The organism is Ruegeria sp. E8 (genome assembly GCF_056533985.1).
In genome coordinates, this window is the sequence record NZ_JBQFOY010000027.1 from 1 (window position 1) to 25,182 (window position 25,182).

At 57.5% G+C, this 25,182-nt stretch carries 27 protein-coding genes, 1 pseudogene and 1 riboswitch; of the genes and pseudogenes, 11 read left to right on the top strand and 17 right to left on the bottom strand.

Annotated features, from left to right (window positions below; genetic code table 11):
• The first annotated feature begins 260 nt into the window (after nucleotides 1-260).
• Nucleotides 261-1,298, top strand: a complete 1,038-nt coding sequence (locus ACR0LF_RS21695; protein ID WP_480583623.1) for a YeiH family protein — start codon at nucleotides 261-263, stop codon at nucleotides 1,296-1,298.
• A gap of 92 nt (nucleotides 1,299-1,390) precedes the next feature.
• Nucleotides 1,391-1,762, top strand: coding sequence for a cupin domain-containing protein (locus tag ACR0LF_RS21700; protein ID WP_480583620.1), 372 nt, complete (start codon nucleotides 1,391-1,393; stop codon nucleotides 1,760-1,762).
• Between the two features lie 63 nt (nucleotides 1,763-1,825).
• Here the strand turns inward: ACR0LF_RS21700 and ACR0LF_RS21705 are convergent, their stop codons facing one another.
• From ACR0LF_RS21705 to ACR0LF_RS21755, 11 genes are all read right to left on the bottom strand, one after another.
• Nucleotides 1,826-2,842 (bottom strand): 2Fe-2S iron-sulfur cluster-binding protein, encoded by a 1,017-nt coding sequence (locus ACR0LF_RS21705; RefSeq protein WP_480583617.1) that lies wholly within the window; start codon nucleotides 2,840-2,842, stop codon nucleotides 1,826-1,828.
• 56 nt (nucleotides 2,843-2,898) lie between these two features.
• Nucleotides 2,899-4,053 carry an aromatic ring-hydroxylating oxygenase subunit alpha gene (locus ACR0LF_RS21710; RefSeq protein ID WP_480583614.1) on the bottom strand — a complete coding sequence of 385 codons (1,155 nt, stop codon included), beginning with the start codon at nucleotides 4,051-4,053 and terminating at the stop codon, nucleotides 2,899-2,901.
• A gap of 23 nt (nucleotides 4,054-4,076) precedes the next feature.
• Nucleotides 4,077-4,328, bottom strand: coding sequence for a hypothetical protein (locus tag ACR0LF_RS21715; protein ID WP_480583611.1), 252 nt, complete (start codon nucleotides 4,326-4,328; stop codon nucleotides 4,077-4,079).
• The gene (locus ACR0LF_RS21720) at nucleotides 4,325-4,918 is read right to left on the bottom strand and encodes a TetR/AcrR family transcriptional regulator (protein WP_480583608.1); all 594 of its coding nucleotides are present in this window, start codon (nucleotides 4,916-4,918) and stop codon (nucleotides 4,325-4,327) included. Before ACR0LF_RS21720 ends, ACR0LF_RS21715 begins: the two co-directional genes overlap by 4 nt.
• Before the next feature lies 1 nt (nucleotide 4,919).
• Nucleotides 4,920-5,351: a DUF2141 domain-containing protein gene (locus tag ACR0LF_RS21725; RefSeq protein ID WP_480583605.1), complete on the bottom strand. Its 432-nt coding sequence runs from the start codon at nucleotides 5,349-5,351 to the stop codon at nucleotides 4,920-4,922.
• A 173-nt stretch (nucleotides 5,352-5,524) separates the two neighbouring features.
• Nucleotides 5,525-6,457, bottom strand: a complete 933-nt coding sequence (locus ACR0LF_RS21730) for a hypothetical protein (RefSeq protein WP_480856469.1) — start codon at nucleotides 6,455-6,457, stop codon at nucleotides 5,525-5,527.
• Nucleotides 6,458-6,464: 7 nt separating this feature from the next.
• Nucleotides 6,465-7,778 carry a TRAP transporter large permease gene (locus ACR0LF_RS21735; protein WP_480583599.1) on the bottom strand — a complete coding sequence of 438 codons (1,314 nt, stop codon included), beginning with the start codon at nucleotides 7,776-7,778 and terminating at the stop codon, nucleotides 6,465-6,467.
• A 4-nt stretch (nucleotides 7,779-7,782) separates the two neighbouring features.
• Nucleotides 7,783-8,316 carry a TRAP transporter small permease gene (locus ACR0LF_RS21740; RefSeq protein ID WP_480583596.1) on the bottom strand — a complete coding sequence of 178 codons (534 nt, stop codon included), beginning with the start codon at nucleotides 8,314-8,316 and terminating at the stop codon, nucleotides 7,783-7,785.
• 69 nt (nucleotides 8,317-8,385) lie between these two features.
• Nucleotides 8,386-9,363, bottom strand: coding sequence for a TRAP transporter substrate-binding protein (locus tag ACR0LF_RS21745; RefSeq protein WP_480583593.1), 978 nt, complete (start codon nucleotides 9,361-9,363; stop codon nucleotides 8,386-8,388).
• 52 nt (nucleotides 9,364-9,415) lie between these two features.
• The gene (locus ACR0LF_RS21750; RefSeq protein WP_480583590.1) at nucleotides 9,416-10,666 is read right to left on the bottom strand and encodes an NAD(P)/FAD-dependent oxidoreductase; all 1,251 of its coding nucleotides are present in this window, start codon (nucleotides 10,664-10,666) and stop codon (nucleotides 9,416-9,418) included.
• Entirely contained in the window at nucleotides 10,663-11,796 is a 1,134-nt protein-coding gene (locus ACR0LF_RS21755) for an enolase C-terminal domain-like protein (protein WP_480583587.1), read from the bottom strand. The genes ACR0LF_RS21750 and ACR0LF_RS21755 overlap by 4 nt, the downstream gene beginning before the upstream one ends.
• A 97-nt stretch (nucleotides 11,797-11,893) precedes the next feature.
• Between ACR0LF_RS21755 and ACR0LF_RS21760 the strand changes: the two genes are divergently transcribed.
• On the top strand, nucleotides 11,894-12,814 hold the full coding sequence (locus tag ACR0LF_RS21760) for a LysR family transcriptional regulator (protein ID WP_480583584.1): 921 nt from the start codon (nucleotides 11,894-11,896) through the stop codon (nucleotides 12,812-12,814).
• Here ACR0LF_RS21760 and ACR0LF_RS21765 read toward each other — a convergent pair.
• The gene (locus ACR0LF_RS21765) at nucleotides 12,775-14,469 is read right to left on the bottom strand and encodes a thiamine pyrophosphate-binding protein (protein WP_480583581.1); all 1,695 of its coding nucleotides are present in this window, start codon (nucleotides 14,467-14,469) and stop codon (nucleotides 12,775-12,777) included. The genes ACR0LF_RS21760 and ACR0LF_RS21765 overlap by 40 nt on opposite strands.
• Before the next feature lie 111 nt (nucleotides 14,470-14,580).
• Between ACR0LF_RS21765 and ACR0LF_RS21770 the strand changes: the two genes are divergently transcribed.
• Nucleotides 14,581-15,285, top strand: coding sequence for a GntR family transcriptional regulator (locus tag ACR0LF_RS21770; RefSeq protein WP_480583578.1), 705 nt, complete (start codon nucleotides 14,581-14,583; stop codon nucleotides 15,283-15,285).
• Nucleotides 15,282-15,998 carry an aspartate/glutamate racemase family protein gene (locus ACR0LF_RS21775; RefSeq protein ID WP_480583575.1) on the top strand — a complete coding sequence of 239 codons (717 nt, stop codon included), beginning with the start codon at nucleotides 15,282-15,284 and terminating at the stop codon, nucleotides 15,996-15,998. The genes ACR0LF_RS21770 and ACR0LF_RS21775 overlap by 4 nt, the downstream gene beginning before the upstream one ends.
• Nucleotides 15,999-16,048: 50 nt before the next feature.
• Here ACR0LF_RS21775 and ACR0LF_RS21780 read toward each other — a convergent pair whose 3' ends face one another.
• From ACR0LF_RS21780 to ACR0LF_RS21795, 4 genes are all read right to left on the bottom strand, one after another.
• Nucleotides 16,049-16,687, bottom strand: a complete 639-nt coding sequence (locus ACR0LF_RS21780) for a nucleoside/nucleotide kinase family protein (RefSeq protein ID WP_480583572.1) — start codon at nucleotides 16,685-16,687, stop codon at nucleotides 16,049-16,051.
• The gene (locus ACR0LF_RS21785; RefSeq protein ID WP_171172709.1) at nucleotides 16,684-17,460 is read right to left on the bottom strand and encodes an ATP-binding cassette domain-containing protein; all 777 of its coding nucleotides are present in this window, start codon (nucleotides 17,458-17,460) and stop codon (nucleotides 16,684-16,686) included. The genes ACR0LF_RS21780 and ACR0LF_RS21785 overlap by 4 nt, the downstream gene beginning before the upstream one ends.
• A complete protein-coding gene (locus ACR0LF_RS21790) occupies nucleotides 17,460-18,533 on the bottom strand; it encodes an ABC transporter permease (RefSeq protein WP_480583569.1) in 1,074 nt (357 codons plus the stop codon). Before ACR0LF_RS21790 ends, ACR0LF_RS21785 begins: the two co-directional genes overlap by 1 nt.
• Before the next feature lie 106 nt (nucleotides 18,534-18,639).
• Nucleotides 18,640-19,659: a substrate-binding domain-containing protein gene (locus tag ACR0LF_RS21795; RefSeq protein ID WP_480583567.1), complete on the bottom strand. Its 1,020-nt coding sequence runs from the start codon at nucleotides 19,657-19,659 to the stop codon at nucleotides 18,640-18,642.
• 175 nt (nucleotides 19,660-19,834) lie between these two features.
• On the opposite strand from ACR0LF_RS21795, the gene ACR0LF_RS21800 reads away from it, so the two are divergent.
• The 6 genes and pseudogenes from ACR0LF_RS21800 to ACR0LF_RS21825 form a co-directional block, all read left to right on the top strand.
• The gene (locus ACR0LF_RS21800; protein ID WP_480583564.1) at nucleotides 19,835-21,034 is read left to right on the top strand and encodes an ROK family transcriptional regulator; all 1,200 of its coding nucleotides are present in this window, start codon (nucleotides 19,835-19,837) and stop codon (nucleotides 21,032-21,034) included.
• A 124-nt stretch (nucleotides 21,035-21,158) separates the two neighbouring features.
• Nucleotides 21,159-21,357: riboswitch (cobalamin riboswitch) on the top strand.
• A gap of 131 nt (nucleotides 21,358-21,488) precedes the next feature.
• A complete protein-coding gene (locus ACR0LF_RS21805; protein ID WP_480583562.1) occupies nucleotides 21,489-22,274 on the top strand; it encodes a DUF4198 domain-containing protein in 786 nt (261 codons plus the stop codon).
• A 6-nt stretch (nucleotides 22,275-22,280) separates the two neighbouring features.
• Complete coding sequence (gene cbiM / locus ACR0LF_RS21810) at nucleotides 22,281-22,892, top strand: cobalt transporter CbiM (protein WP_480583559.1); 612 nt, start codon at nucleotides 22,281-22,283, stop codon at nucleotides 22,890-22,892.
• Entirely contained in the window at nucleotides 22,889-23,464 is a 576-nt protein-coding gene (locus ACR0LF_RS21815) for a cobalt ABC transporter permease (RefSeq protein WP_480583557.1), read from the top strand. Before cbiM ends, ACR0LF_RS21815 begins: the two co-directional genes overlap by 4 nt.
• Complete coding sequence (gene cbiQ, locus ACR0LF_RS21820) at nucleotides 23,464-24,249, top strand: cobalt ECF transporter T component CbiQ (protein ID WP_480583554.1); 786 nt, start codon at nucleotides 23,464-23,466, stop codon at nucleotides 24,247-24,249. Before ACR0LF_RS21815 ends, cbiQ begins: the two co-directional genes overlap by 1 nt.
• A gap of 59 nt (nucleotides 24,250-24,308) precedes the next feature.
• Nucleotides 24,309-24,890 (top strand): annotated as a pseudogene (locus tag ACR0LF_RS21825) (energy-coupling factor ABC transporter ATP-binding protein); the annotation flags it as partial.
• A 64-nt stretch (nucleotides 24,891-24,954) separates the two neighbouring features.
• On the opposite strand, the gene ACR0LF_RS21830 reads toward ACR0LF_RS21825, so the two are convergent.
• Nucleotides 24,955-25,170 carry a hypothetical protein gene (locus ACR0LF_RS21830; protein WP_480583551.1) on the bottom strand — a complete coding sequence of 72 codons (216 nt, stop codon included), beginning with the start codon at nucleotides 25,168-25,170 and terminating at the stop codon, nucleotides 24,955-24,957.
• Nucleotides 25,171-25,182: the final 12 nt, after the last annotated feature.

Below are 25,182 nucleotides of genomic sequence, written 5' to 3' on the forward strand. Positions count from 1 at the left end.
CGATCATCGACCAGAAGAACGGCGTGACCACGCTGATCGAGGCGCTGATCAACCAGGAGCTGGGCGACCCGTTCCGCCGCGACGCGATGAAGAAACCCGTCCGCGTCGCAGGCATCGACGCCGCAGACATGGCCGCGAGCCAGGTCTAAGACAAAGAAAGGGAACCGGGCGTATGACAAAAACACCGCCGGTGCCTTGAACGGTTCCGGCGGTGTTTGATTGCGCTGCAATGGCGGTTCATTTTAAAAAAAGGAAGCAAGATGCAAGCGTTGAATGCATCCAACTCGCCGTGGCAGAGGGCTCGGTCTTTTCTTCGCGTAAACGGTCACGGAATCCTTGTATCCGTGGTTGTTGCCGTCGCGGCCAAGTTTCTGTCCGAGCATTATGGTGCCCCGGCCATGCTGATGGCTTTGCTACTGGGTATTGCGTTCCACTTTCTGGCGGAGGATGACGCCGGCGATTGCAAGGCCGGGATCGAGTTCACCGCACGATCCGTTCTTCGTTTTGGCGTGGCCCTGTTGGGCGCGCGTATTTCGGTGGAACTGATGATGAGCCTTGGCGCGGACCTGATTATTGTCGTGATTGCCGGTGTGATCCTCACGATCCTGTTCGGGTTGGTTGGCGCACGCCTGCTGGGCCGAGGGTGGCGCTTTGGGGTGCTGACCGGCGGTTCCGTTGCAATCTGCGGCGCGTCAGCGGCAATGGCTTTGTCCGCCATTCTGCCTAAAAACGAGCATTCCGAACGCAATCTGGTTTTCACGGTCTTGTCGGTCACTGTCCTGTCGACAATCGCCATGATCGCTTACCCGATCCTGACGGAAGCATTTGAATTCAATGACGAGGTCTCGGGCGTTTTCCTCGGCGGCACGATCCACGATGTCGCTCAGGTTGTTGGGGCAGGGTTCTCGGTCTCGGATCAGACCGGTGAGGTGGCAACATTGGTCAAACTGATCCGGGTGGCCATGCTGGCCCCGGTGGTTCTGGTCATCTCATTTCTTGTACGACGCTACAGCGAGTTCAGCGAGGAGGACGGAAAACGCCCGCCCATTTTGCCGATGTTTGTCATAGGCTTTCTGATCTTTGCCGTTTTGAACTCGATGGGTCTGATTCCAGCAGCGGTCTCGTCAGCGATGGCCGATCTCAGCCGGTGGGCGCTGCTGGTGTCCATCGCGGCTGTGGGAATGAAAACGTCTCTCAAGCGCATTCTCGATGTCGGCGGGCAGGCAATCATTTTGATTGTGGCCGAGACGATCTTTATTGCAGCCTTGGTTTTGGCTGGGGTCTATCTGTTCCACTAGAACGTGGCAGTACAACCAAATCTCAGCGCGTGACCGGCCATTGGTCGGCCACGCCGTTTCTATACACACTATCAGCAGGAGGGTATGACCTCATGACGACACAGGTTCTCAATCTCTTTGATGACCCGGCAACGCGCAGCGAACGGCGTCTGGCCGACCTTCCCGACCGCGTGGTCGAAGGTGATCCGCATCACAAGGTCGGAATGCACTTCACCAGCCCCGATGGAAAACTGTCGGCGGGTACGTGGACGTCAACGCCCGGCAAATGGCACGCGTTCACGGACAAGGACGAATATTGCTATATTATCAAAGGCCATTGCGCCCTGATCCATGAAGACGGCACCCGTCAGGATTTTCGCACCGGGGCCAGTTTCATGATCCCGAACGGCTTTCGGGGTTATTGGGAAGTGGTGGAAGAGACCACAAAGCACTTTGTCATCCGCGATTGCACGCCGGACGCCTGATATGATCCGAGGCAAGGCCCAAGGCGGCGCGGAACAGCCCGCCTCGGGTTCATCGGCCGATCTTCATCGACGCGTCTGGTCGTAGTTGATCGACAACTTCTCTGTCGTGGGCAAAGACTGACAGGTCAGGATTTCACCGTTTTTGATGTCTTTATCCTCGAGCGCCATGCGCGCGCGCATGTGAACAGTGCCGCTGGCCAGTTTGGCCCGGCACGCGCCGCAAACCCCGGACTGACAGGAAAACGGTGGCTTCAACCCAGCGGATTGCGCCGCCTGCAAAACAGTCTGCCCTTTGGAAACCGCGATGACGTGTTTGGCGCCATCCAGCGTCAATTCGGCAGAGGCGTTCACCCCTTCGATGCTTGTGTCCAGCTCAGGTGACGCCCCATAGCTTTCCATGTGGATACGGTTTGCGGGCACATCGACGGACATCAAAGCCGACTTGACCTCCTGGTTCATGCCGCCAGGGCCACAGACATAGTATTGGGCGTCCTGAGCGTATGGGGGGTATTCCGAGATCAACGCCTCAATCGCGGCTTTGTCGATCTTGCCCTGTCGCCAGTAATCCGCGCTGGACCACCAACCGGGTTTTGAGAAAATATGGCTGGCGGTGAAGCGCTCAGGATGGGTTTCCTCCAGCGCGCTCAATTCATCCTGCAAGAGAACGCTTTTGCCATTCTTGTTGCCGTAGACCAGATGCACGACGGAATGAGGTTCAGTGGTCAAGACTGAATTCAGCATCGCAAAAAGCGGAGTGATGCCAGAGCCTGCGCCAAAGAAGTAATGTGTGCGCCGTGCTGTTTCATCCGGGTCGAGGCAGAAACTCCCAAAAGGCGGCATGACATCAATGGTTTGACCTTCCCGGACGGTGTCATTGATGAAATTGCTGACAAGGCCGTCTTTGACCCGCTTGACGGTGATGCGAAGCGGGTCGCCAGAGAAAGGTGAACTGGAAATTGAATAGCTTCGCCGATGTTCCTCGCCGTCAATCTTGAAGCGAATGGACAGGTGTTGGCCCGGCCGCCATGCGAACGTGCCCATCAAGTGATCAGGGACGTCGAACATGACGGTCTTTGCCATTCCGTCAAGCTCTTCTCTGGTCCCACAAACGCGCAATGTAAAAAAGTCACGCGGGCTCATTTGCTGTACCCCAGCCACTCAAGAACAACTTTTTGATGTTCGATGACGGGGCTTTCACCGCTCGCTGCCGGACCGGTTTCGAAGTAAGGCGATTGCAGGGATTTTTGCTGTTGTTCGCAGGCATAGATGTCTTCGGCGGTAAAATCGCCCGCGACCATCGGGTCATCTTCGCTCATCGCGTCATTGGCTTCGTATTTTCCGCTTATGCCGAAACCGGACCAGAACGAGGAAGACTTCATCGATTGTTTGGCAAATTCCCATTCCGAGCTGTTCGAAACCCGCCCGCGATTGTGAACCCGTGTCAACGCCGGTCCAAGAGGTTCGATGATGAAGATGTTCCAGCCATCTTCTGAGGCGGCCAAGCCGATACCCGGAAACAACATAGGCACCCAGGCACCATTCATGTCTTTGGGTATGACGCGTGGGGCGGTCAGTTTGCTGTCCTGATTTTCCAGAAATTCGGCAACCGGCGGCTCCCAAAACATGTAGTGGGGGCCTTCCCAGTGGAATTTCGCGGCTTTGTGATCATACATCTGAAGCGTATTCGAATGCAGATGACTCAGGTGATAGACGTCGATGTAATTCTCGACGACAACCTTCCAGTTGGCCTTGATCTCATAGCTGTTGTTCAGGTCTTCGTATTCGACAAGCTCTTCGGGAACGTGCGGGCCGATATGGGGTTCAATCGGGCCGAACCATTCAGCGATTGACGGTGCATCGGGGTCTGGATGGACGAAAATCATCGACTTCCAGATATCGACTTTGGCGGGTTTCAGGCCAAGGCAGGATTTGTCGACCTTGCCGAATTCCTCGTGTTCATCCGGCACCGAAATCAGATTGCCTTCCAGATCGTATGTCCAGTCATGGTACGGGCAGGTCAGGGCCTTTTGGGTCTTGCCGACTGCGCGGATCAATTGCGTGCCGCGATGGCGGCAAATGTTATGAAAGGCGCGCAGCCGACGGTCGCGGCCCATGATGACGAATATGTTGTTAAGCCCGGCCTGCACGGCGATGAACTGGCCGGGTTCGCTGATATCCTCCATGAAACCGGCATAGCGCCAGGTTTTCGAGAATATCTCGCGCATTTCATGATCAAACCAGTCCTGGCTTGTGTAAGCCTCAACGGGCAACAGATGCAGCTTGGGTTTCATTTGGACCTCATGTGAAGGTTTGTTCAATATGTCGGAGGGAAAAAGTCGATGGCGATCATCGACAGGCCGAGCGCGATCCAGGCGAACTGGATCAGCCAAAACAGGATCGGGTCTTCATCGCGGGTCACGTCAGATAACAGCAAAGCGTGACCGGCATAGAAGTTCGGAATTGTCCAGAACATGAACAGAAGACCCCACAACGCTTGATAGCCCAGCGCCGTCGTGATCATGAGTGCCGCGAAGGTCACGTAATTCAGCAGCCTCTTGCGTGTCATGACGCTGGCACGAGGCTGTTGAACAGTGCGCGCGCGGCCAGTTCGGCCTGCATTTTCCAGGTGCCTGGCATTTCAAGCGGGGCCAGCGACGTCGCGTTGAAGTAAAGGGCCGCGATACCGTGCGCGACGAGGTTGATCTTTGCGTCATCCACCTTTGGAAAATCTTCGCGCAGGATCGCAGCGATTGTGGCTTCGAAAGAAAGAAGGGCGTCACGGCAAGCCTCGCGCAGCGGCACATCTTCTGCGGCCCTGGCGGTCAGCGCGGCGAAAGCAAGCACCATGTCCGGTGAGGCCTGGTGCATGTCCGAAAACAGCATGTCGATCAGGCGCTTCGATTTGCCGGAGGAGGGCAGAGCCCCGATAAGCGCGCCAGTCTGTTCTGAAAAACGCTGTAGAACATAGTCTTGCAGAGTGCTGATCAACGCATCCCGATTGCCCAGATGATGTCGGATCAATGGTCGTGTCAGACCAGCCTCCTTCGCGATCTGCGACAGTGATGCACCATCGAGGCCATATCTTGCAACACACCTGACCAGAGCCTGCATGACCTGCTCATAACGTTCATCGCGATTTGAAGGTCGGCCGCTCATGTCATTTCCAGTATTTGAGTTTCAGATTACTGCTGGCGCCGGATCCCACCGCGACGGCGGCATCTTTGAACTCTGGCGGCAGACCGTTCCGCCCCATGGCGACAAAGCCGTACCCTTCTGTCGGAACGTCTTTTTCGGTGTCCAGATTGCTGTTTCGGTTCTCGTCGTGAAGCGCAGCAACAGCATAAGTGCCAAGCGGAAGGTTGTGAAAGGTGACCGAAACCTGGCCTTGGACCGCAGGGACGGATGCCAATGCCGCAGCGTTTTCCATATTCATGGTTTCGAATGATTTTGCGTCTTCGAATGCCGCGATGATTAAGACACCTTCTGCGTTGCGCACGTTTTGCACCGTCGCGGTGAGGCTTTGCGCGGACGCACCGACGGTCGAAGCCACGGCCACCACAGATGAGATCAAGAATTTGCGGATAGACATGGTTGTCCCTTTTTTGTCATATGTGACAGCAAATAGGGAGAACACATTAAACTGTCAATGGTGACAGCATTTTTTTTTGATTTGCCCAGACGTCACCTTGCGCGCGAATTTGGGCAAGGCGGCATTGGCTCGATGTCGCCATGGAAAAAGTTTTGAAAGGGATAGTTCCGAAGTTACGCGGGCGTACCTCGTCCTCGATATATGCGGCGCATGACCATTGGCGTCAGGTACATTGGGATTTGATACGCCCCTATGAACGCCATGATGGGCGCAGTGACCTCGGGTGGCAGGGCCACAAAGAAAATCGCGATGTTTCGGTTTCCGGCGATCAGCGAGACGGCGGTTGCTCTGGCAGCAGGTAATCGCCCTTGGGTCAATTGGAGTGTGATAACCTGAGCGCCGAAATTGGCCACACAGGCAAGTACGATCCAGAAAGCGGCGATGGGCGGATTCTCCAGTGCCGTGGCGCTGACAGAGGGCATCAGGCCTATCACAAAAACAGCCAGGGTGATCGTGCCGAGCCCTTCCAGATTCAGCAACGTGGCTTGCGATGGCTCACGCAGCCAGTTCCGCCGTACAAATATCGCAGCACCGGTTGCGCATAAGATTGTCAGCAACAATTGCAGCCCGGCCGTCAGAACGGATTGAATGTCGCCCAGCTCGGGCATGAGCAAGAAAACAGGAAAGGCCGTCAATGGTAGCAGGGCGGTCCCGACCACCATCATGCGCATCGCATGTTCAGGGGCAAAACCCATCATCAGGCACATATTGGGGCTGCCTGAAATTGACGGGGCCGCCGCCATGATCAGCAGTGACAGAAGCACCGGCGTTCCCGTCCACCCACCCGCGTAACCGATGGTCAGAACGACCAGCGGCATCACAAATTGAAACCCGACGATCGTGTACGCGACCTTGTGAAGATCACCCAGTGATCCAAGGATGGTGTCAGGGTCCATTCGCAATACGGTGACGAATAGCAACAGCACGACCAATGGTGGCAACAGGCCTCGCATTGGCTCGGCCAGGGAAGGCAGCAGAAGACCCGCTGCCAACCCGGCAATTAGAACATGAGGTCCATGGCGGGCCGCTAGATGGAGCGGATTCAAGACCGCTTTACCCGCCTGGACTCTGCCGCAAATTCTCAGGCAGCCAGGTGGCGAGATCGGGGAACCAGATAAGGATGAACACCATCAGCACCATGATCAGGAACATCGGAATCGCGGCGCGCGCGATATAGCTCATCTCATGGTTGGTCATGCCCTGCATCACGAACAGGTTAAACCCGATCGGCGGCGTGATCTGTGCCATCTCGACGACGACTACGATGAAGATACCGAACCATATCAGATCAATCCCGGCGTCGCGGATCATCGGTTCGACGACGGCCATGGTCAATACGACCGAGGATATGCCGTCAAGGAAACAGCCCAGAATGATGTAGAACACCAACAGCACCATCAGCAGTTCAAACCGCGTCAGCTCCCATCCGGCGATCAGATCGGCCAACCCGCGCGGCAGACCGGTAAAGCCCATGGACAGCGACAGGAATGCCGCGCCCGCCAGAATCAGAGCGATCATCGCGCTGGTGCGCGTGGCCCCCATCAGGCTTTCGGTGAAGGTCTTCCAATTCAGCGACCCTTGACCTGCGGCCAGTAGCAATCCACCGATCACCCCGAAGGCTGCGGCCTCGGTCGCGGTGGCATAGCCCAGGTACATGGATCCGATCACCACCATGATCAGAAGGATCACAGGCAGCAGGAAACGCGAATTTCTGATCTTCTCGGAAAAGCTCAGCTTGCCTTCGCTGTTCGGGTTCCAGTCTTTACCGAACTTGGAATAGATCGCGACATAGCCCATGAACATCGCCGCCAGCACGAGGCCGGGCAGGATGCCGGCAAAGAACAGTTTGGTGATCGATTCATTGATCGTCACCCCGTAGACGATCAGCGTAAGAGACGGCGGGATCATCAGCCCCAGCGTGGCCGCGCCGGTCAAAGTTCCGATGATCATCCGTTCCGGATAGTTGCGCTTGCGCAGCTCGGGGATCGACATCTTTCCGACGGTGGTCAGTGTCGCCGCAGACGAACCCGAAACGGCAGCAAAGACGGTACAGCCCACAATGTTTGTATGCACCAATCCGCCGGGCAGGGGGGCCATCCAGGGGGAGAGCCCCTTGAACATGTCCTCGGATAGTCGCGTTCGGTACAGGATCTCTCCCATCCAGATGAACATGGGCAGGGCGGTCAATGTCCACGAAGACGACGCGGACCAGATCGTGGTGATCATCACGTCACCCACGGGACGTGTTGTGAACAGCTCCATCCCGACCCAGGCAACTCCCATCAAGGCCAGCCCGACCCAGACACCGGTGCCCAGCAAGGTGAAAAGAACAAAGAGAAAGAGGATGATGACAGACAGATTTTCCATGCTCTTACTCTCCGTGGCTTTGATCGGCCAGATCGCGGATAATGCGGTGTTCACCTTTGAACAGGACATGGATCAGGTGATCGGTCAGCGCGATGGCCAGGATCACGGCACCGATCAGCATCGCCGACTGGGGTATCCAGAGGGCGGTTCTGTCCTGTCCCTGGCTGATGTCGTTGAACTTCCAGCTCCAATAAACAAAGCGATAGGCGTACCAGCAGAAGTACCACATGACGGCTGCGCCGATGGCGAAACACCAGATCTCAAGGATGCGCCGGACTCCGTCCGGAACTGCGTTCAGAAGGATCGAAACCCGGATATGGCTGCCCCGGTTCAGCGCATTGGCAAAGGCCAGAAAGGATGCAGCAGCCATAGCATAACCGGCATAGTCAGGTGCTCCGGGAAACACTTCTCCGGTCCAACGGGCCAGCATCTGCACGACGATCAGCACAAGAATGGCAATCAGGCTGAGCGCCGCCAAAACCCCTGCCGCCAGATATATGAAGTCGAGTACGGACCGAAGCCCTCGCAAAACCGCCATGCTGTCCCCGCTGTATTTTGTTGGAGGTGAAACGGGCGGCAGAGGGTTCCGCCGCCCGTCCCGAAAGGATTACTGAGACGAGTTGAACGCGTCGACGATCGCCTTGCCTTCGTCACCGGCAGCTTCCAGCCATTCATTGGTCATGGTCACGCCGATCTCTTTCAGCTCATTCGTCATCTGTTCAGAGGCCGGGCCGACGGTCATGCCGCCATCACGCAGACCCTGCAGCGTGAACCCGGTGTATTCCTTGGCGCGCCAGTTGCCGGCGTATTCCGCGAGTTCCGCGCAGCCCTTGATGACATTCTTGTTGGCGTCCGAGACACCGGACCAGACATCCGAATTCACCATCACGTAGTTGCGCGGCAACCAGGCGTCGACTTCGTAGAAATAGTTCAGGCTTTCCCAGACTTTGCGGTCATACCCAGTCGATCCTGATGACACCATCGAATCCGCCACACCGGTCGCAAAAGCCTGACTGATTTCAGCCGCTTCGATCGTCACGGGCAGCATCCCGGTCAGCTCGGCCAGCCGCGATGTCGCATTGTTGTACGAGCGGAACTTGATGCCTTTCATGTCGGCGACCGAGTTCACCTCGTTCTTGAAGTACAGCCCTTGCGGAGGCCATGGCACAGCGTAAAGCAGCGTCAGGTTCTGTTCGGCCAGCAGTTTCTCGATAGAGGGCTTTGCTGCGTCCCAAAGCTTGGCACTGTCGTCGAAAGACGTTGCCAGGAACGGGATAGAGTCAAACCCGAACAGTGCGTTCTCGTTCTGGTGACCGGACAAAAGACGCTCGCCAATCGGGGCCTGCCCGGTCTGGATCGCGCGTTTGATATCGCCGCCTTTGAACAGCGAACCGGATGGGTGCGTGACGATTTCGATCTCGCCGCCGGTGCCGGTGGTCACGCATTTGGCGAATTCCGCGCCCGTGGCCGAGTGGAAATTCGACGCCGAATAGGCCATCGGCATGTCCCATTTTTCCGCCATGGCTGGTGCCGCAGCAGTAGCAGTCAAGGCGGTCGCCGCCAGAAGGTTCGTCAGTTTTTTCATCGTCTTCTCCCTATTGAATTTTGAAATGCCGATGTTTGTCATCAGCCTGTTCTTATGTCGTGTAGCGCGATGGTGCATAAACGCTCACGTCCGCGTTCGGGGTTCTGCCCGCGATCATCTGCGCCAGAAGGCGTCCGGTCTTTGGCCCACCTGTCAGGCCAATGTGATGGTGCCCAAAGCCCATGTAGGCCCCCTTGATACCGGGTACGTCGCCAATGATCGGGATCGAGTCAGCCGGGGCGGGCCTGTGCCCCATCCATTCCACTTCCTCCTTCCATGTTATGCCCGGAAAAGCCGAACGGGCATTTTTGCGCATCAATTCAAACGGCGCGCGCGAGGGCGGTGCATCCAGCCCTCCGAACTCTACAATTCCTGCCAAGCGTATGCGCCCATCCATGGGCGTGGCAACAAACTTGCCCGAGGCCACCATGACCGGGCTACGCGGCATGGCAGAAGGTTCTACCAATTCAAGATGATAACCACGTTCGCTTTCAAGAGGAACAGAAACCCCCAATCGTTTCGCTAGCGGTCCGGACCAGACGCCCGCCGTTACGATGGCTGTGTCACAAGCAATGGTCTCACCACCTGCGCGTACGCCGGTAACGCGGCCGTTCTCGCGCGCGACGTCCTCGACATTGGCGCGGATGATCCGGCCTCCGTTGGTTTCGACATGGGCGGCGAGGTCTTTCACATATCGCCCGGGATCGGTGATATGACCGTGGTTCGAAAGCTTGGCTGCAAATCCGATGTCCGGGCTGAATACGGGATCGTATTCGTGGAACGCTTGGCCTTCCAGTTCTTCCCAATCAAAGCCATGTTTCCGTCGGATGCCCCAACCCAGTGCGTCCCCTTCGAAATGGGCTCGGTTTTCATAGAGAAACAGATAGTCGCTCGGGACGACCCACTTCTCGGCGATGGTGCCAGCAGCCAATGCTTTGTGATCATTCAGGCTGTCGCCAACAATCGGCGTCAGCGCCTCGGCGATCCGTTCAACGTCGGCAACGTTCGCGTGGCTCAGGTATTGCCGGAGCCACGGGAGCAGCTTCGGCAAATACCCCCATTTCAAAAACAGCGGCTGCGAGGAACTGAGCAACATTTTTGGCGCTTTGCCGAGCAACCCCGGAACCGTCACAGGTATGATCGAGCAGGACGCCAACACCCCGCCATTACCATGCGAGGTGCCTTCACCCGGCCCGGCCTTGTCAAACAGGATCACATCGTGGCCATCCCGTTGCAGCCAGACCGCAGCCGAAACGCCGATTATTCCGGCACCAATGATGGCTATGGTTTTCTTTTCGGTCATTCTGAAACCGCCTTGGCTACTGCAAAGTGGTTCAACTTGGCCAGTTCCGGCCTGCCGCCCAGCCCCGGGCCTTCGGGTACGCAAACCTGCCCATCCCGGACCTGGAAGGGTTCTTCCAGAATGTCTTCTTTCAGGAAGTAAGACGCCTGATAGAACTCGCAGCCCAGTGTGATCTCAGGTGTCGCGGCAATCATATGGGTGCCTGCCAGATGGGCCAGACCAGCTTCGAACATGTCCCCGCCATAGGCCGTCAGACTATGAGCAGCCGCAATACGGGCAACCGTTTGTCCTCGCACCAGCCCGCCGGATTTCATGATTTTCACTGAAACGCCGTCGCAAATCCCTTCGCGCGCCGCGCGTTCCATATCCTCGGGGCCAAAGACACTTTCGTCTGCCAGAAGCGGAACATCGGTCATCTGCCGCAGCTTTGCCATCATACCGAAATGATGCGCTCGGACGGGTTGTTCGATGAAATCGGGGGTGAACTGGGCCACGTCCCGCACCTGTGACGGCGCATCCTCGATGTTCAGCCCTTGATTATAATCCACACGGACCGAGAAGTCAGGACAGTTCTGCGCAAGGTGTTCCAGTCGCATGATGTCAAAGGCGTGATCCTTGAACCCGGTCTTGAGCTTGACGATCCGAACGCCATCGTCGCGCAACCGCGCCAACAGGTCGATGTCCTGCGAAAAATCCGGGTTGGCAATGGAGCAACTGAGTGGAATGGACTCTCGGCACTTGCCACCCAACAAGGCCCAGACCGGAAGGCCGCTGATCCGGCCCGCCAGATCCAACAGCGCGGTTTCCAGCGCGGCTTTGGCCTCGGTGCAATGTGCCACGGCATAGGCTGCGCGCGTCATGATGGCGGATCGGTCACTGACGCTGGCCCCAAGAACGAGGGGCCGCAAGTAACGGTCAAGCGCTGCAAATGTGGCTTCCGGGGTGCCGGTGAACACCGACCACGGTGATGCCTCGCCAAACCCTTGTGTGCCATCCTCGGATGTCAGCCGCAGGATGACGACTTCGCAAACGCCTTCAACCGAGCCTATTCCGTGATCCCGGCGGGAGGTGACAGGCAGTTCAAGGTGCCAAAGATCGTAGCCGATAATTTTTTGTGCCAGATCGTTCATCCCGCCCCCAGTAGTTGAGCGGAAGCCTGCCTTGACCGGCCTATCATTTCAAATACTATGTTTTCGACACTTCATCAGAAAAAATGATACCTACCCGATGTCCCTACGCTTTCGCCAGCTGCAAGCCTTTCACGCCATCATGGAAACCGGAACTGTGACCGGTGCGGCGTCGGTTCTTGGTATCTCGCAACCGGGGATCAGCAACCTCCTCGCGCAGTTGGAACGGGAGGCGCGATTGCCTCTTTTTGAACGCAACAAGGGCCGGTTGCTGCCCACGCCGGAAGCCGAGTTGTTGTACCGAGAGGTCGATACGGTCGTGCGCGGTCTTGATCACGTGGCACAGGCCGTGACGGATTTGCAGAACAAACATCCGGGCCAGTTGCAGGTCGCTGCGCCGCATCTGTTGTCTTTTGGCTTCATTCCGCGTGAGATTGCGCGTTTTGCCAAAAGCCGCCCGAACCTGTCGGTCAGTTTCCAGTCGCAATATTCGTCCAAGATTCAGGAATGGGTGATCTCAGGCCTGTTTGAGATTGGGATTGTCGAGATGCCGATCCTGCACGACACGCTGAATTATCAGGTGTTTCAGTTCGAAACGCTGGCGACATTTCCGGACGGCAGCCCCTTGGCCGAGCACGATGTTCTGACGCCGGAAATATTGGAAAACGAACCCTTCATTGTCATGGGGCCGGAACATCAGACCCACCGCCGAACCCGCGATATCTTTCAGGCATCCGGGCACACGTGGCGGACACAGATTCACACGCATCTGTCCGAGAACCTGCTGAGCTTTGTCAAACAGGGTATGGGGGTCGCGATGATCGACCCCTTTACCGTGATGTTCGACGGCGAGAGCGGGTATCAAACCCGCCCTTTCCGACCATCCGTCATGCTGGACCTCGCAATCATCACGGCAAAAGGTCGCCCCCTGTCCACGATTGCGCAGGAATTTCTGGCCCAGTTGACCCCGTCGATTGCCTCTTACGCGACCCATTCCGACACAGGTGCCGCAGCTTCGTGAAGCTGTTGCGAATGGATGTCGACTAATGTCGGGCCATCATGCTCGATGGCCTGTTTCAGGACTTTCGGTAAGTCCTCGGGGTCTTTGACCGTCCATGACTTAACGCCAAAGGCAGACGCGACCGCGGCGTGATCGGTCCGGTTGAAATCGACATTGTAGTACCGTTGATCAAAGCCCGCATTCTGACCGGCCTTGATCCATCCGAAAACCGAATTCGAGAATACGATCGACGTGATCGGCATCCTGTGCCGAACCATCGTTTCAAACTCGCCGCAGGTGAACCCAAACGAGCCATCGCCCATGACGGCAAGGGTCTTGACCGAGGGCCGCCCGACATGCGCACCCATGGCTGCACCCAGAGAATACCCAAGTGCCCCGTGTGCCCGGTTGGTGATGAAATGCCGCCCCGGTTTCTGCCATCGGTAATGCGCACTGAAATAGGGGCAGGGGGTGCCGGGGTCGGCGACCACAATCGCGTCATCATCCAGAATGTCCATCAGGGACGCCATGACGGCCTCGGGCCGTATCGGGGTTTCCCGACTTGCAGCCAATGGGGCAAACGCCGCCGCCTTGGCCTCCCACGCGGCGCGGGCCTTGGATGCTCCGCCTTGACCGTTCAGGTCTTGCCGATCCTCCAACGCTCGGGCCAGTGCCTCCAGCGCGAGGCGGGCGTCGGCGCAGATTGCCACTTCGGTCTGGTAATTTGCGCCGATCACCATGGGGTCGCTATCGATGTGAATGATCGTGGTGTTGCGCCCGGGGCTTCTCCACCTTTCGGTTGTGACCGAACCGGCGCGGCAGCCGATGAACATAACAACATCAGCCTGATCCACCACAGCACGTGTCGCGGGAATGCCACCGTTCGATCCGACGACGCCCAGGGCCAGCGGGTCGGTCTCGGCAATGGATCCTTGGCCCGAAACGGTTGTGGCGACGGGCATATCCAACAGGCTGGCAACGCGGCGCAACGCATCGGTCGCGCCGGACAGAACCGGGCCACCTCCACAAACTGCAACGGCGGATTTGGCCCGTGCAAGAATGGCTGCCGCGGCTTCGATCGCATCCGGATCGGGGGCGGCCCGTTCGGCGGGATAACTGCGATGTCTGTCATCCGCCCAGATTTCCGCTTCGTCCACCTGCGCCTTCTGCGTGTCAAACGGCAGTGCCAGATGTGTCGCGCCGGGCGTTCCCGTTGTCATCGCGCGGAACGCCGCCCGAACCATGGCCGGGAGCCGCGTCGCGTCGTCCAGCGACGCATTCCATTTGGCCAGCGGCTTGAACAGCGCAGGCTGATCCAGTTCGGTCAAAGGGTATTTTCCACGACTGGTCGTCGCCACATCCGAGGTGATCGCCAAAATCGGAACCGAGCTTTCATTGGCCTCGATCACGCCCGGCAGGATGTAGGTGGCACCGCCACCGGACGGGCCTTCGCATACGCCCGGCTTGCCTGTGACGCGGGCATAACCGTCCGCCATGTAGGCCGCGTGCCGTTCGTCCCGTGTCAGGATGTGCTGAATACCGTGATCCATTCGGGCGAGCGCGTCATAGAACGGCAAGGTGGTATCGCCGCACAGGCCGAACATATGCCTCACGCCATGCGCCTCGAGCATACGGACCATTGCCTCGGCTCCGGTCAGGTAATTCGTCCCTGTCATGGTTGCGATTCCTTCGATTCTAGTCTGTACGCAGAGCTGTATACAGTTTTGTATATTGATTTCAAGAACTCTGTGTGGCACCTGTGACTCGCAAGCAGAAGGGCAGGGTTTATGGCGGGTCCACGCGTCGATGAAATCTATGATCAGGTCAAAGCGATGGCGGTATCTTTCCGCCTGCGCCCCGGTGATCGTCTGAACGAGGTTGCTTTGTCCAAGGAACTTGGCGTCAGCCGCACCCCGTTGCGGGAAGCGTTGAACCGACTGGTCGCTGAGCGGCTGTTCGATTTCCGCCCGGGGCAAGGGTTCTTCTGCCGCCCCCTGGATGCGCAAAGTGTGTTTGACCTGTTTGAGCTGCGCCAGATCATCGAAACCGCCGCCGCCCGTGCAGCCTGCGCCAAGGCGTCGGACGAAGACCTGCAGAAGCTGGGGGATGAGCTCTATGCAACGGGCATCGATATCACCGGTCTGACCGTCGAAGAGGCAGTGAACCGGGACGAAGCGTTCCATCTTGGTATCGCAAAACTGTCTGGGAACATGGAGCTGTTGCAAACCCTGACGCGGATCAACGAGCGTATCCGCTATATCCGTTGGATTTCCATGAGCCTGGACCGGGTGCAGCGATCAAAGGACGAACACAAACGGGTTATGCAGGCCTTGGTGGACCGGGATGCCGATGAGGCGGCGCGTGTCTTGGGGGGCCATATCACCAAACGTATGGATCAGGTGCAGGACGCCGTGCGCCACGGGATATCCAGTATCTTCATGGAAGGGTCCGATGACATCTCGACCCGTATTATCGAGGAGGTTCAGGGATGATCGTGCAGGGCGGTAAATCCATCTACGGTGCATCCGTGGGCATTCTTATGTTGGATGCCCGGTTCCCACGGATTCCCGGCGACATGGGCAACGCGCAGACCTGGCCGTTTCCGGTGTTGTATCGCATTGTGCGCGATGCCTCGCCTGATCGCGTGGTTCGGCATCGGGCCGAAGGGATGCTTGAGGTCTTCATCGACGCCGCGCAAGAATTGGTCAAAGACGGCGTGGACGGAATAACCACCAATTGCGGGTTCCTGTCATTGTTCCAAGAAGAACTGGCCGCAGCCGTTCCGGTGCCGGTTGTCACATCTTCCCTGATGCAGGTTGAAATGGTGAACCGTATTCTGCCCGCCGGAAAGCGCGCTGGCATTCTGACCATCTCCGCCTCCACCTTGACCAATGACCACCTGCTGGCTGCCAATGTTCCCTTGGATACGCCCATCGGCACGACAGAAGGAGGGCGCGAATTTACCCGTGCGATCCTTGGCAACGAACTGAGTCTGGACGTACAAAAGGCCCGGGAAGACAATGTTGAGGCCGCAATGGCTCTGGCCTCTGAACACCCCGATCTCGGGGCGATTGTTCTGGAGTGTACGAACATGTGCCCCTATGCGCCCGATATTCAGAAGGCGACAGGTCTACCGGTGTTTTCAATCGTTTCCTTCGTGAAATGGTTTCAGGCCGGGCTTGTTCCGCCGGTGTATCAGATCTGACGTTCTGTTTCTCTGAAAGAGAAATATTATTGGATGGTTACAGACTAAACTTAACCTAAAATCAAATCGCCTGATATCGAGTTCTGAATCACACGTGTTGCGTTCGGAAGATCGTTGGAAAGCGCCCGATCCTTTGCGGCCTTGGTGTCCAAGCCATACCTGACCCACCTGTCGGTCAGCCGCGTTTCAAGTGTCGTCAGATCAACGCCAAGGAACACTTTGAGCATCCATAAACGGTGAAGGTCCGCCCACCCCGGTTCGTTCAAAAGAAGATAGTTTCCCTCAACCAGAACAACCCGCTGGTTTGGAGAGATCATTGATCGCGCAGCGATAGCCAGATCGAGCTGTCGGTCGAATTCAGGCACCGCAACTTCGCCTTCCGTTCGCAAGCGATCCAGCAACACATGAAACCCGGCAAGGTCAAAAGTTTCGGGGGCACCTTTGCGATCAAGAAGTCCGCGCGCCGTCAAAATCGCGTTGTCATAGTGAAAGCCGTCCATGGAAACCAGACCAGTCGGAATGCCCCGCCGACTAAGCTCGGCTGTCGCAAGAGCGGCCACAGTCGTTTTCCCAGACCCCGGCGGCCCGGCAACCGCAACAAGATGCCGGTCTTGCGACGATGGCAAAGCCTGGATGGCGTCCGCGATCTTGTTTGCAAGCGCCTCTGGGGTGGTAAGCTCGCCTGTCACGCGGCCTGATCCTCGGCGGGTGGTTCCTTGGCACCCGTCATGAAGGCCACTGCGTCGGACATGGTGTAATCCTTGGGATCAACGACACAGAGACGTTTGCCAAGCCGATGCACGTGAATTCGGTCGGCGACTTCGAAAACATGCGGCATGTTATGGCTGATCAAGATGATCGGAATGCCGCGAGACTTAACGTCCAGGATCAGTTCAAGGACCCGACGGCTTTCTTTCACGCCCAGCGCAGCTGTCGGTTCGTCAAGGATGATGACCTTCGAACCGAACGCAGCTGCCCGCGCCACGGCAACGCCTTGACGCTGACCCCCCGACAGGGTTTCGACAGCCTGATTGATGTTCTGGATCGTCATCAGGCCCAACTCGCTCAGTTTATCGCGGGCGAATTTCTCCATCGCCGGGCGGTCGAGCATTCGAAACCACGAGCCCAGCGGCCCCTTGCGGCGGATTTCGCGGCCCATGAACATGTTGTCCGCAATTGACAGGGCCGGGGACATGGCAAGCGTTTGGTAGACGGTTTCAATACCGGCTTCGCGCGCGTCAATCGGCGAATGAAAATTCACTTTTTGGCCTTCCAGCCAGACTTCGCCTTCATCCGGCATCACCGCGCCGGACACCGCCTTGATCAGCGTAGACTTGCCCGCCCCGTTGTCGCCGATCACCGCCAGAATCTCTCCCGGCATCAGGTCGAAATCGCAATGGTCCAGTGCAGTCACCTTGCCATAGCGCTTTACAAGGTTCCGTCCTTTGAGAATGGGTTCCATCAGCCTGCCACCTTTCTGATCCACTGATCGACCGCGACCGCTGCGATGATGAGGATGCCGATCAACAGGAACGTCCATTGTGCGTCAGCGCCCAGCAACCGTAGTCCGAGCGTGAAGACGCCGACGATCAAGGCTCCGAACAACGAGCCAAGAATGGATCCGCGACCGCCGAACAGGGATATGCCCCCGATCACAACCGCCGTTATGCTTTCTATATTGGCCAACTGGCCTGATGTCGGAGACACTGATCCGATCCGACCGATCAGAGCCCAGCCCGCAAAGGCACAGATCAGCCCGGACAACATGTAAACGGACATAAGCGTTCGGTGCACATTGACACCGGACAACTCGGCAGCTTCCGGGTCATCTCCGACCGCGTAAACATGCCTGCCCCATGCGGTATGGCGCAGGGCGTATGCAAGCCCGAGGATCAGCGCCAGCATGAAGATCACCCCGACGGTAAACACAGCCCCGCCCACGTTGAACTTGGCCCCAAAGAGTTGCAGGATCGCAGCGTTTTCTTCGATGTCCTGAGACCGGATCGTTTCATTCTGCGAATAGAGGAAATTTGCGGCCAGAACGATCTGCCACATGCCCAGCGTCACGATGAACGGCGGCAGCTTGATGCGGCTGACCAGATAGCCGTTCACTGCTCCGATTGCCGTGCCAACCACAAGCCCGCAAACGATCGCGACCGAAGGCGGTAACCCGTACCGAAAGGTGAACTGCCCCATGACAACCGACGACATCACCATGATCGCGCCGACGCTCAGGTCGATGCCTGCGGTCAGGATGACGAGGCTTTGTGCCGCCGCCACGATCCCGACAATTTGAACCTGTTGCAGGATCAGGGTCAGTGCAAAAGGCGAGAAGAACTTTGAACCCAGCAAGGCTCCGAAAATCACGATGGCGGCCACAAGAACGATCAAAGGTACCAAAGACGGGTTCACATGCAGGAAATGCTGAACCGTTCCGACAAACCCGCGCTGGTGATCGTCAAATTCGGCAACCTGTTCCGGACTGCCTTTGGCAGCAGCTTCGAAGTTGTCTGATTGTCTTGAAGTATCGGACATGAAGGTTCCCCCAAAGCGTCAGGTTATGGACGACTTTAGCAAGTTTTCAGGCGTGTGGGTGGTTCGAAAAATGGAAGGCCGCTTGATGGCCTTCCAAGCGTTCAGCTTAACCCCAGCAGAGGTCCATGCCTTCCTTGACCGAGATTGACTCGACGCCATCAGCGGCCTTGTCCGTTACAAGCGCCACACCGGTGTCAAAGAAATCCTTACCCGGAGTGTTTTCAGGCTTCGCGCCTTCGTCCGCCCATTTCTTGACGGCCTCAACACCCAGCGATGCCATCAGCAGCGGGTATTGCTGCGATGTCGCGCCGATCACTCCGTCGGCAACGTTCTGGACGCCCGGGCAACCGCCGTCGACCGAAACGATCAGCACGTCGTTTTCACGCCCGATGGCCTTGAGCGCCTCGTATGCGCCAGCCGCCGCCGGTTCGTTGATGGTGTGAACCACGTTGATCGTTGGATCTTTGGCCAGCAGGTTCTCCATCGCGCGGCGGCCACCTTCTTCGTTACCGGCGGTGACATCGCTACCGACTAGGCGTGGGTCATCTTCGTCGCCGATCACATTCGGGTCCGCCAGATCAACACCGAACCCTTGCAGGAAGCCTTGATTGCGCAGCACATCTACGGTGGGCTGACTGACGGCAAGGTCCAGAGTGGCGATTTTGGCGTCATTGGCTGCATCGCCCAAAGTGGCCTTGGCCCACTGTCCAATCAAAAGCCCGGCAAGGAAATTGTCCGTCGCAAATGTCGCATCGGCCGAGTCAATGGGCTCCAGCGGTGTATCCAAAGCGATGACCAGAACCCCTGCGTCACGCGCCTGCTTTACGGCCGGAACAATGGAAGATGTATCGGATGCCGTCAGCAGAATGCCCTTGGCGCCGTCCAGAATGCAGGTCTCAATCGCCTGAACCTGCGTTTCGTGGTCACCGTCGACCTTGCCAGCAAAGGCTTTGAGCGTCATGCCAAGCTCTTCAGCCTTGGCTGTCGCGCCTTCCTTCATTTTGACAAAGAAAGGGTTGGTATCTGTTTTGGTAATCAGGCAAACGGTTTCACCTTCTGCCATCGCACTGCCTGCCATGGCAGTAACCGCCAGCGCTGTCGCGCCCGCAAGTTTCGAAAGTTTCATCGGTAATCCTCCCAGTTTTATGCCCAAGTGGGCATGCGGGTGATCAGGCGAAAATGACCTGACCCCATATGGAACCATCATCAGATTCGAATATTGAGTCAATAAATAAATCACTCTTAATTATTATTGACACGACTGAGAGGCTTCCACATGCTTCACCAAGAAGGGGGCGCTGGTGTCTGCAAATTCATCTCAGGACAAAATCATTGACCCGCGCGGGCCAGAGGTGCGCGGAACCAATCAAAGTGGAATGCGAGCCCGGAACGAGCGCCTTGTGTTGTCTTTAGTCCGGCGGCACCAGGCCCTTGCGAAGTCCGAGATCGCGCGCATGACGGGGCTTTCGGCGCAAACGGTTTCCGTCATCATGCGCCAACTGGAAAAAGACGGGTTGCTTTTGCGGGGCGAGCCGGTTCGGGGGAAAGTCGGGCAACCATCCGTTCCCATGCGCCTTAGTCCCGACGGCGCATTTTTCTTTGGGCTCAAAGTCGGGCGACGCAGTACCGAACTGGTTTTGACCGACTTTGTCGGCAATGTCCGGCAGCGCGAAGGCCGAACCTATGATTTTCCGACGCCCAAGGCCACTTTGGACTTTTCAAGGGAAAGTCTGGACAAAATGATGTCTTCCATGTCCTCGGAGGACCAAAGCAGGATCGCGGGCCTTGGGATTGCCATGCCGTTTTACCTGTGGGACTGGGCCCAGACGTTGCAGGTTTCTCAGGAAAAAATGGACCCGTGGCGCGATGCGGACCTGAAGGCAGATTTGGCCGCAAGCTTTGATATGCCGATTTTCCTGCAGAATGATGCGACGGCGGCCTGTGGGGCGGAATTGGTGTTCGGCCCTGCCGATGGGCCCCGAGATTTCCTGTACTTTTACGTCGGTTTTTTTATCGGAGGGGGCGTCGTCCTCAATGGGTCGATCTTTTCGGGCCGTGGCAATGCCGGCGCGCTCGGTCCCTTGCCTGTGCCAGATGAGGCAGGCGGTGTGAAACCGCTGATCGACGTCGCCAGCCTGTATGTTCTGGAGCGTGCCATCGGTACAACCGAGGCGACTGCCAATTCTATTTGGGCAACGACCCAGCGCTGGGATCTGCCAGTGAACCAACTGGAAAGCTGGTTGCAACAGACCGCAAGCGGGATTGCCAGTGCCATTGTTTCATCATGCAGTCTGATCGATTTTGAAAGTGTGAAGATCGATGGCTGGATGCCCTCGGACGTCAAGGACCGTTTGGTTGAATTGGTCGATGACAAACTGTCCGAATTGAACCTGACCGGCCTCGAGCGACCGTCCGTGATGGCTGGAGCCGTAGGCCCCGACGCGCGCTCGCTGGGCGCGGCGAGCTTGCCGTTGTCTGAAAAGTATCTTTTGGACTCATAAAGCCACTTTAGTACGTGTTTATAAGTGGTTCGCGGAAAAAATTAATCTTACATATTCTTCCGACCTGCTAACTTTTTCGACAGCCACTGCAATTGATCGTTGACGGCAACGGGACATGTCTGGCAAGCCGCTCGTCATGTCCGGTTCCGGGGCTTGCTCTGGAATCAATAGGGAATGCGGTGCGGGCTTTGGCCCAATTCCGCAACTGCACCCGCAACTGTAAGCGGCGAGCAGGGCTGACACGCCACTGGGATCTTCCCGGGAAGGCCGGCCCAACGCTTTGACCCGCAAGTCAGGATACCTGCCGGACATGTGTCCCCATAAGGGGCGCTCCTAATCGGCGACGGGATGTTCGTCGGACCAGGATGCTTGAAAAGCAAATTGGCCCTGAATGTCCCGAAGTCAAAGCGAATTTCGTGCCGGGACTGGCACGACGGGACAAGGACGAACGTTCATGAAAAAGCTGCTGTCTGCAGCCGTTGCCGCGATGGCCCTTCCTGCCATGGCAAACGCACATTTCCTTCTGGAATACACCACCGACACCATGATCGAAAAACCGGGCGATGTGCCGGTTAAGCTGATCTTCTGGCACCCGTTCGAAAACGGCCACGTCATGGACTTGGAAAAGCCGCAGGAATTCTATGTGATCCACAATGGTGAAAAGACCGACCTGCTGGACACGCTGGAACCCGTTCGCTTTACCGGTGGAGAAAATGAGGGCTCGGCATTCAAAGGCACCGTTCCTGTCAAACGTTCGGGCGACTATGTGCTGGTGACCGTTCCTCAGCCTTATTACGAGGAATCCGAAGACATCTATATCCAGCAGCTCACCAAGGCGTTTCTGAACCGCAACGAGTTGCCCACTGACTGGATGAACCCCGTGGGCCTGCCGACCGAGATTATTCCGCTGAACAAGCCGACCAACATCATCGCGGGTTCGACCTTTACGGGCCGAGTGATGGCGGACGGTCAGCCGGTTGCCGGTGCCGAGATTGAGATCGAATACATGGCGGCCGAGCCCGATATCGACAGTGCTGCCGCTTCTACTCCGACCGTCTCGCCCATGCCGGGCGGTGCCGTGGTCGCCATTTCAGACGACAACGGGTATTTCTCGTTCGGTGTTCCAAAGGCCGGTTACTGGGGTTTCGCAGCACTTGGTTCTGGCCCCGCGACCGAACATGAGGGTAAAGAGCTCAGCCAGGATGCGGTCATTTGGATCCGCGCCTGGGATCTGGAGTAAAAGCTTATGCATATCGTCGACGGAGCCCTTTCCAACCCGGTCGTAATCGGCGGCGCTGTCGCCGCTGCGGGCGGGATTGCAATGGGCCTCAGGTCACTGGATCTTGATCGCATCCCCACGGCCGGGGTGCTGTCTGCCAGTTTCTTCGTGGCATCATTGATCCACGTACCCATTGGTCCGTCGTCGGTACATTTGATCCTCAATGGCATGGCCGGGCTTCTGCTCGGCTGGGCCGCATTCCCGGCTTTGTTCGTCGGGCTATTGTTGCAGTCGGTTTTCTTTGGCTTCGGCGGGTTGACGGTGTTGGGGATCAACACGCTCAACATCGCCTTGCCTGCGGTGGTGGCCGGTATGCTCTTTGGTCGCCTGATCGCAAGGGGCACGCCTTTGCATGGTGCGATATGGGGTGGCGTCGGCGGTGCCTTTGCCATTGCCGCCACAACCGGCATGGTCGCGATCTCGCTGGCCCTGTCGGGGGACGCGTTCCTGCCCGCTGCCAAGCTTGTTTTCTTTGCGCATATTCCCGTCATGGCCATTGAGGCGATTTTGACAGGGTTCGCGGTATTGTTGGCCCGCAAAGTCAAGCCTGAGCTGTTTGTCAAAGGAGCGACCACATGAAACATCTGGTTTTCATCCTGACGCTGTGCTGCGCGCCTTTGCCGGCCTTGGCGCATAAGGTCATAGCCGGTGTATTTGAATCCGGTGATGCCATCGAGGGTGAGATCGGATTTTCCAACGGCGATATGGCAAGCGGTACCGAGGTTATCGTCTCTGGCCCGGATGGGGCAGAGTTGGGCCGTACGGTCACCGACGCGGATGGTTTCTTTGTCTACACGCCGAATTCAGCCGTGGCGCATACGTTCTTTGCTGACCTTGGCGCAGGGCATATCGCCGAAGTCACCATGTCTGCCGAGGATGTCGCACAAATCATGGGCGTTGCGGTTGCTCGAACGGGCAATGCAACTTCGAACACCCCGGCTCAGACGACCGGTTCGGTCGCGCCGCTCAGCGACGCAGAGCAGCAGCTCATTGCCAAAGCCGTACGTGACGAACTGCGCCCGCTTCGGCGCGAAATTGCAGCTTACCGCGAACAAAATGACCTGCAGACGATCCTGGGCGGGATCGGTTACATCGTTGGTCTGTTCGGCCTGGGCTTTTACATGGCGGCCCGCCGCAAACTGGCCGCCTGATGGCACACGTACTGGGACAACAAGAGAAAACACTGGCCGAGGCCGGTGGCAGGTCCGAAGGCCTGATCAGCCCGCTGGACCCGCGGATTCGGATCGTCATGGCGGTTGTTTTTGCTGTTGTGACTGTGGCGCTGTCATCCCTCACGGCGCTTTGCGCGGCGCTGGCGGTGTCCCTGTCGCTTCTGATCGTGTCGCGCCTGCCGTGGCGGAAGACATTGAAACGAATGGCCATGATGGATGGGTTCATCGTGTTCATGCTGGTCCTGCTGCCCTTTTCCATGCCCGGAGACCCGATATTCACGCTTTGGGGCTTCCCGGCAAGCTGGCAGGGTTTCTGGAAGGCGGTCGAGATTGCCTTGACTGCAAATGCCGTGATCCTGTCCCTGATGGTGCTGGTCGGCACGATGGAGCCGGTCACGCTGGGCCACGCCTTGCATCGTCTGCGTTGTCCTGAAACGCTGGTTCATCTGCTGATGTTCACCATCCGGTATATCGAGGTTTTGCGGGAAGAGTATCTGCGCCTGCGCGCCGCAATGAAGGTGCGCGGTTTCCGACCGAAAACAAACTGGCACACATATCGCAGCTTTGGCTACCTTGTGGGCATGATGCTGGTTCGCGCGATCGAAAGGTCGGAACGCATTCTGGGTGCGATGAAATGCCGGGGGTTCTCTGGGCGTATGCTGCTGCTTCAGGATTTCGCCCTGACCCGCAGAGATATCGTATTTGCTGCGGGCCTCGGCACCCTTTGCATGGGCTTGATCATTCTGGAATTCGCATGGCACTGATCGCTCTTGAAAACATCTGCTTTTCCTACCCCGGTCAGGCACCTGTTCTGGACGGGGCCAGCCTGAGACTCAACGCCGGGCAACGCCTGTCCCTGACAGGTCCGAATGGGGCAGGAAAATCGACGCTGTTGCGCATTACGCTTGGATTGCAGCGTCCGGACTCCGGCACTGTCACCGTGTTTGGCCAACCACGAATGGAAGAGGCCGATTTCCACGAGGTGCGGCGCCGGGTGGGGCTTGTGTTTCAGGATGCGGACGATCAGTTGTTCTGCCCGACCGTCGCCGAAGACATTGCATTTGGGCCGCTCAACCTGGGCAAGACCCGGGACGAAGCGTTGACCATCGTCGACAAGGTGCTGGGTGATCTGGATCTGATGCATCTGAAGAACCGCATCACCCACAAATTGTCAGGTGGCGAGAAACGGTTAATCACCCTTGCAACGGTTCTCGCGATGGAGCCCGAAGTGCTTTTGCTGGACGAACCAACGAATGCACTGGATACGAAAAACGAGGCGCGCCTGCTGGAAATCCTGCGCGCGCTGCCGCAAGCCATCCTGCTCGTCAGTCATTCGCCCGCGTTCCGTGCTGAACTGGCACCAGACGAACTGGACCTTCGCAACGGAAAACTTGTTCCAGTTTGATCTGCGCAAGGCGCAATCTGGCGTGGTGCGATGCGGATGTTAAATCATACCGAACCGGTCAAGCTCAGTTGTGACGCTTACGGCTCACCAACCCATATTTGACCGCCCATGACCGAAACGACCGGCGTTTCCGCCTGTCCTGTTTCAACGGCTGTTTCGATTGCGCGCCGCCTTTGCGGTTGAACTCGAACACGTCGATCACCCGCTCGGCGCAGCCGCAGGCTTCGCCCATGCCGACTTTGGCGAAATAGAACTTTTCGAAACGCTCCGGGTTTTGCATGGCGGCCCTCCT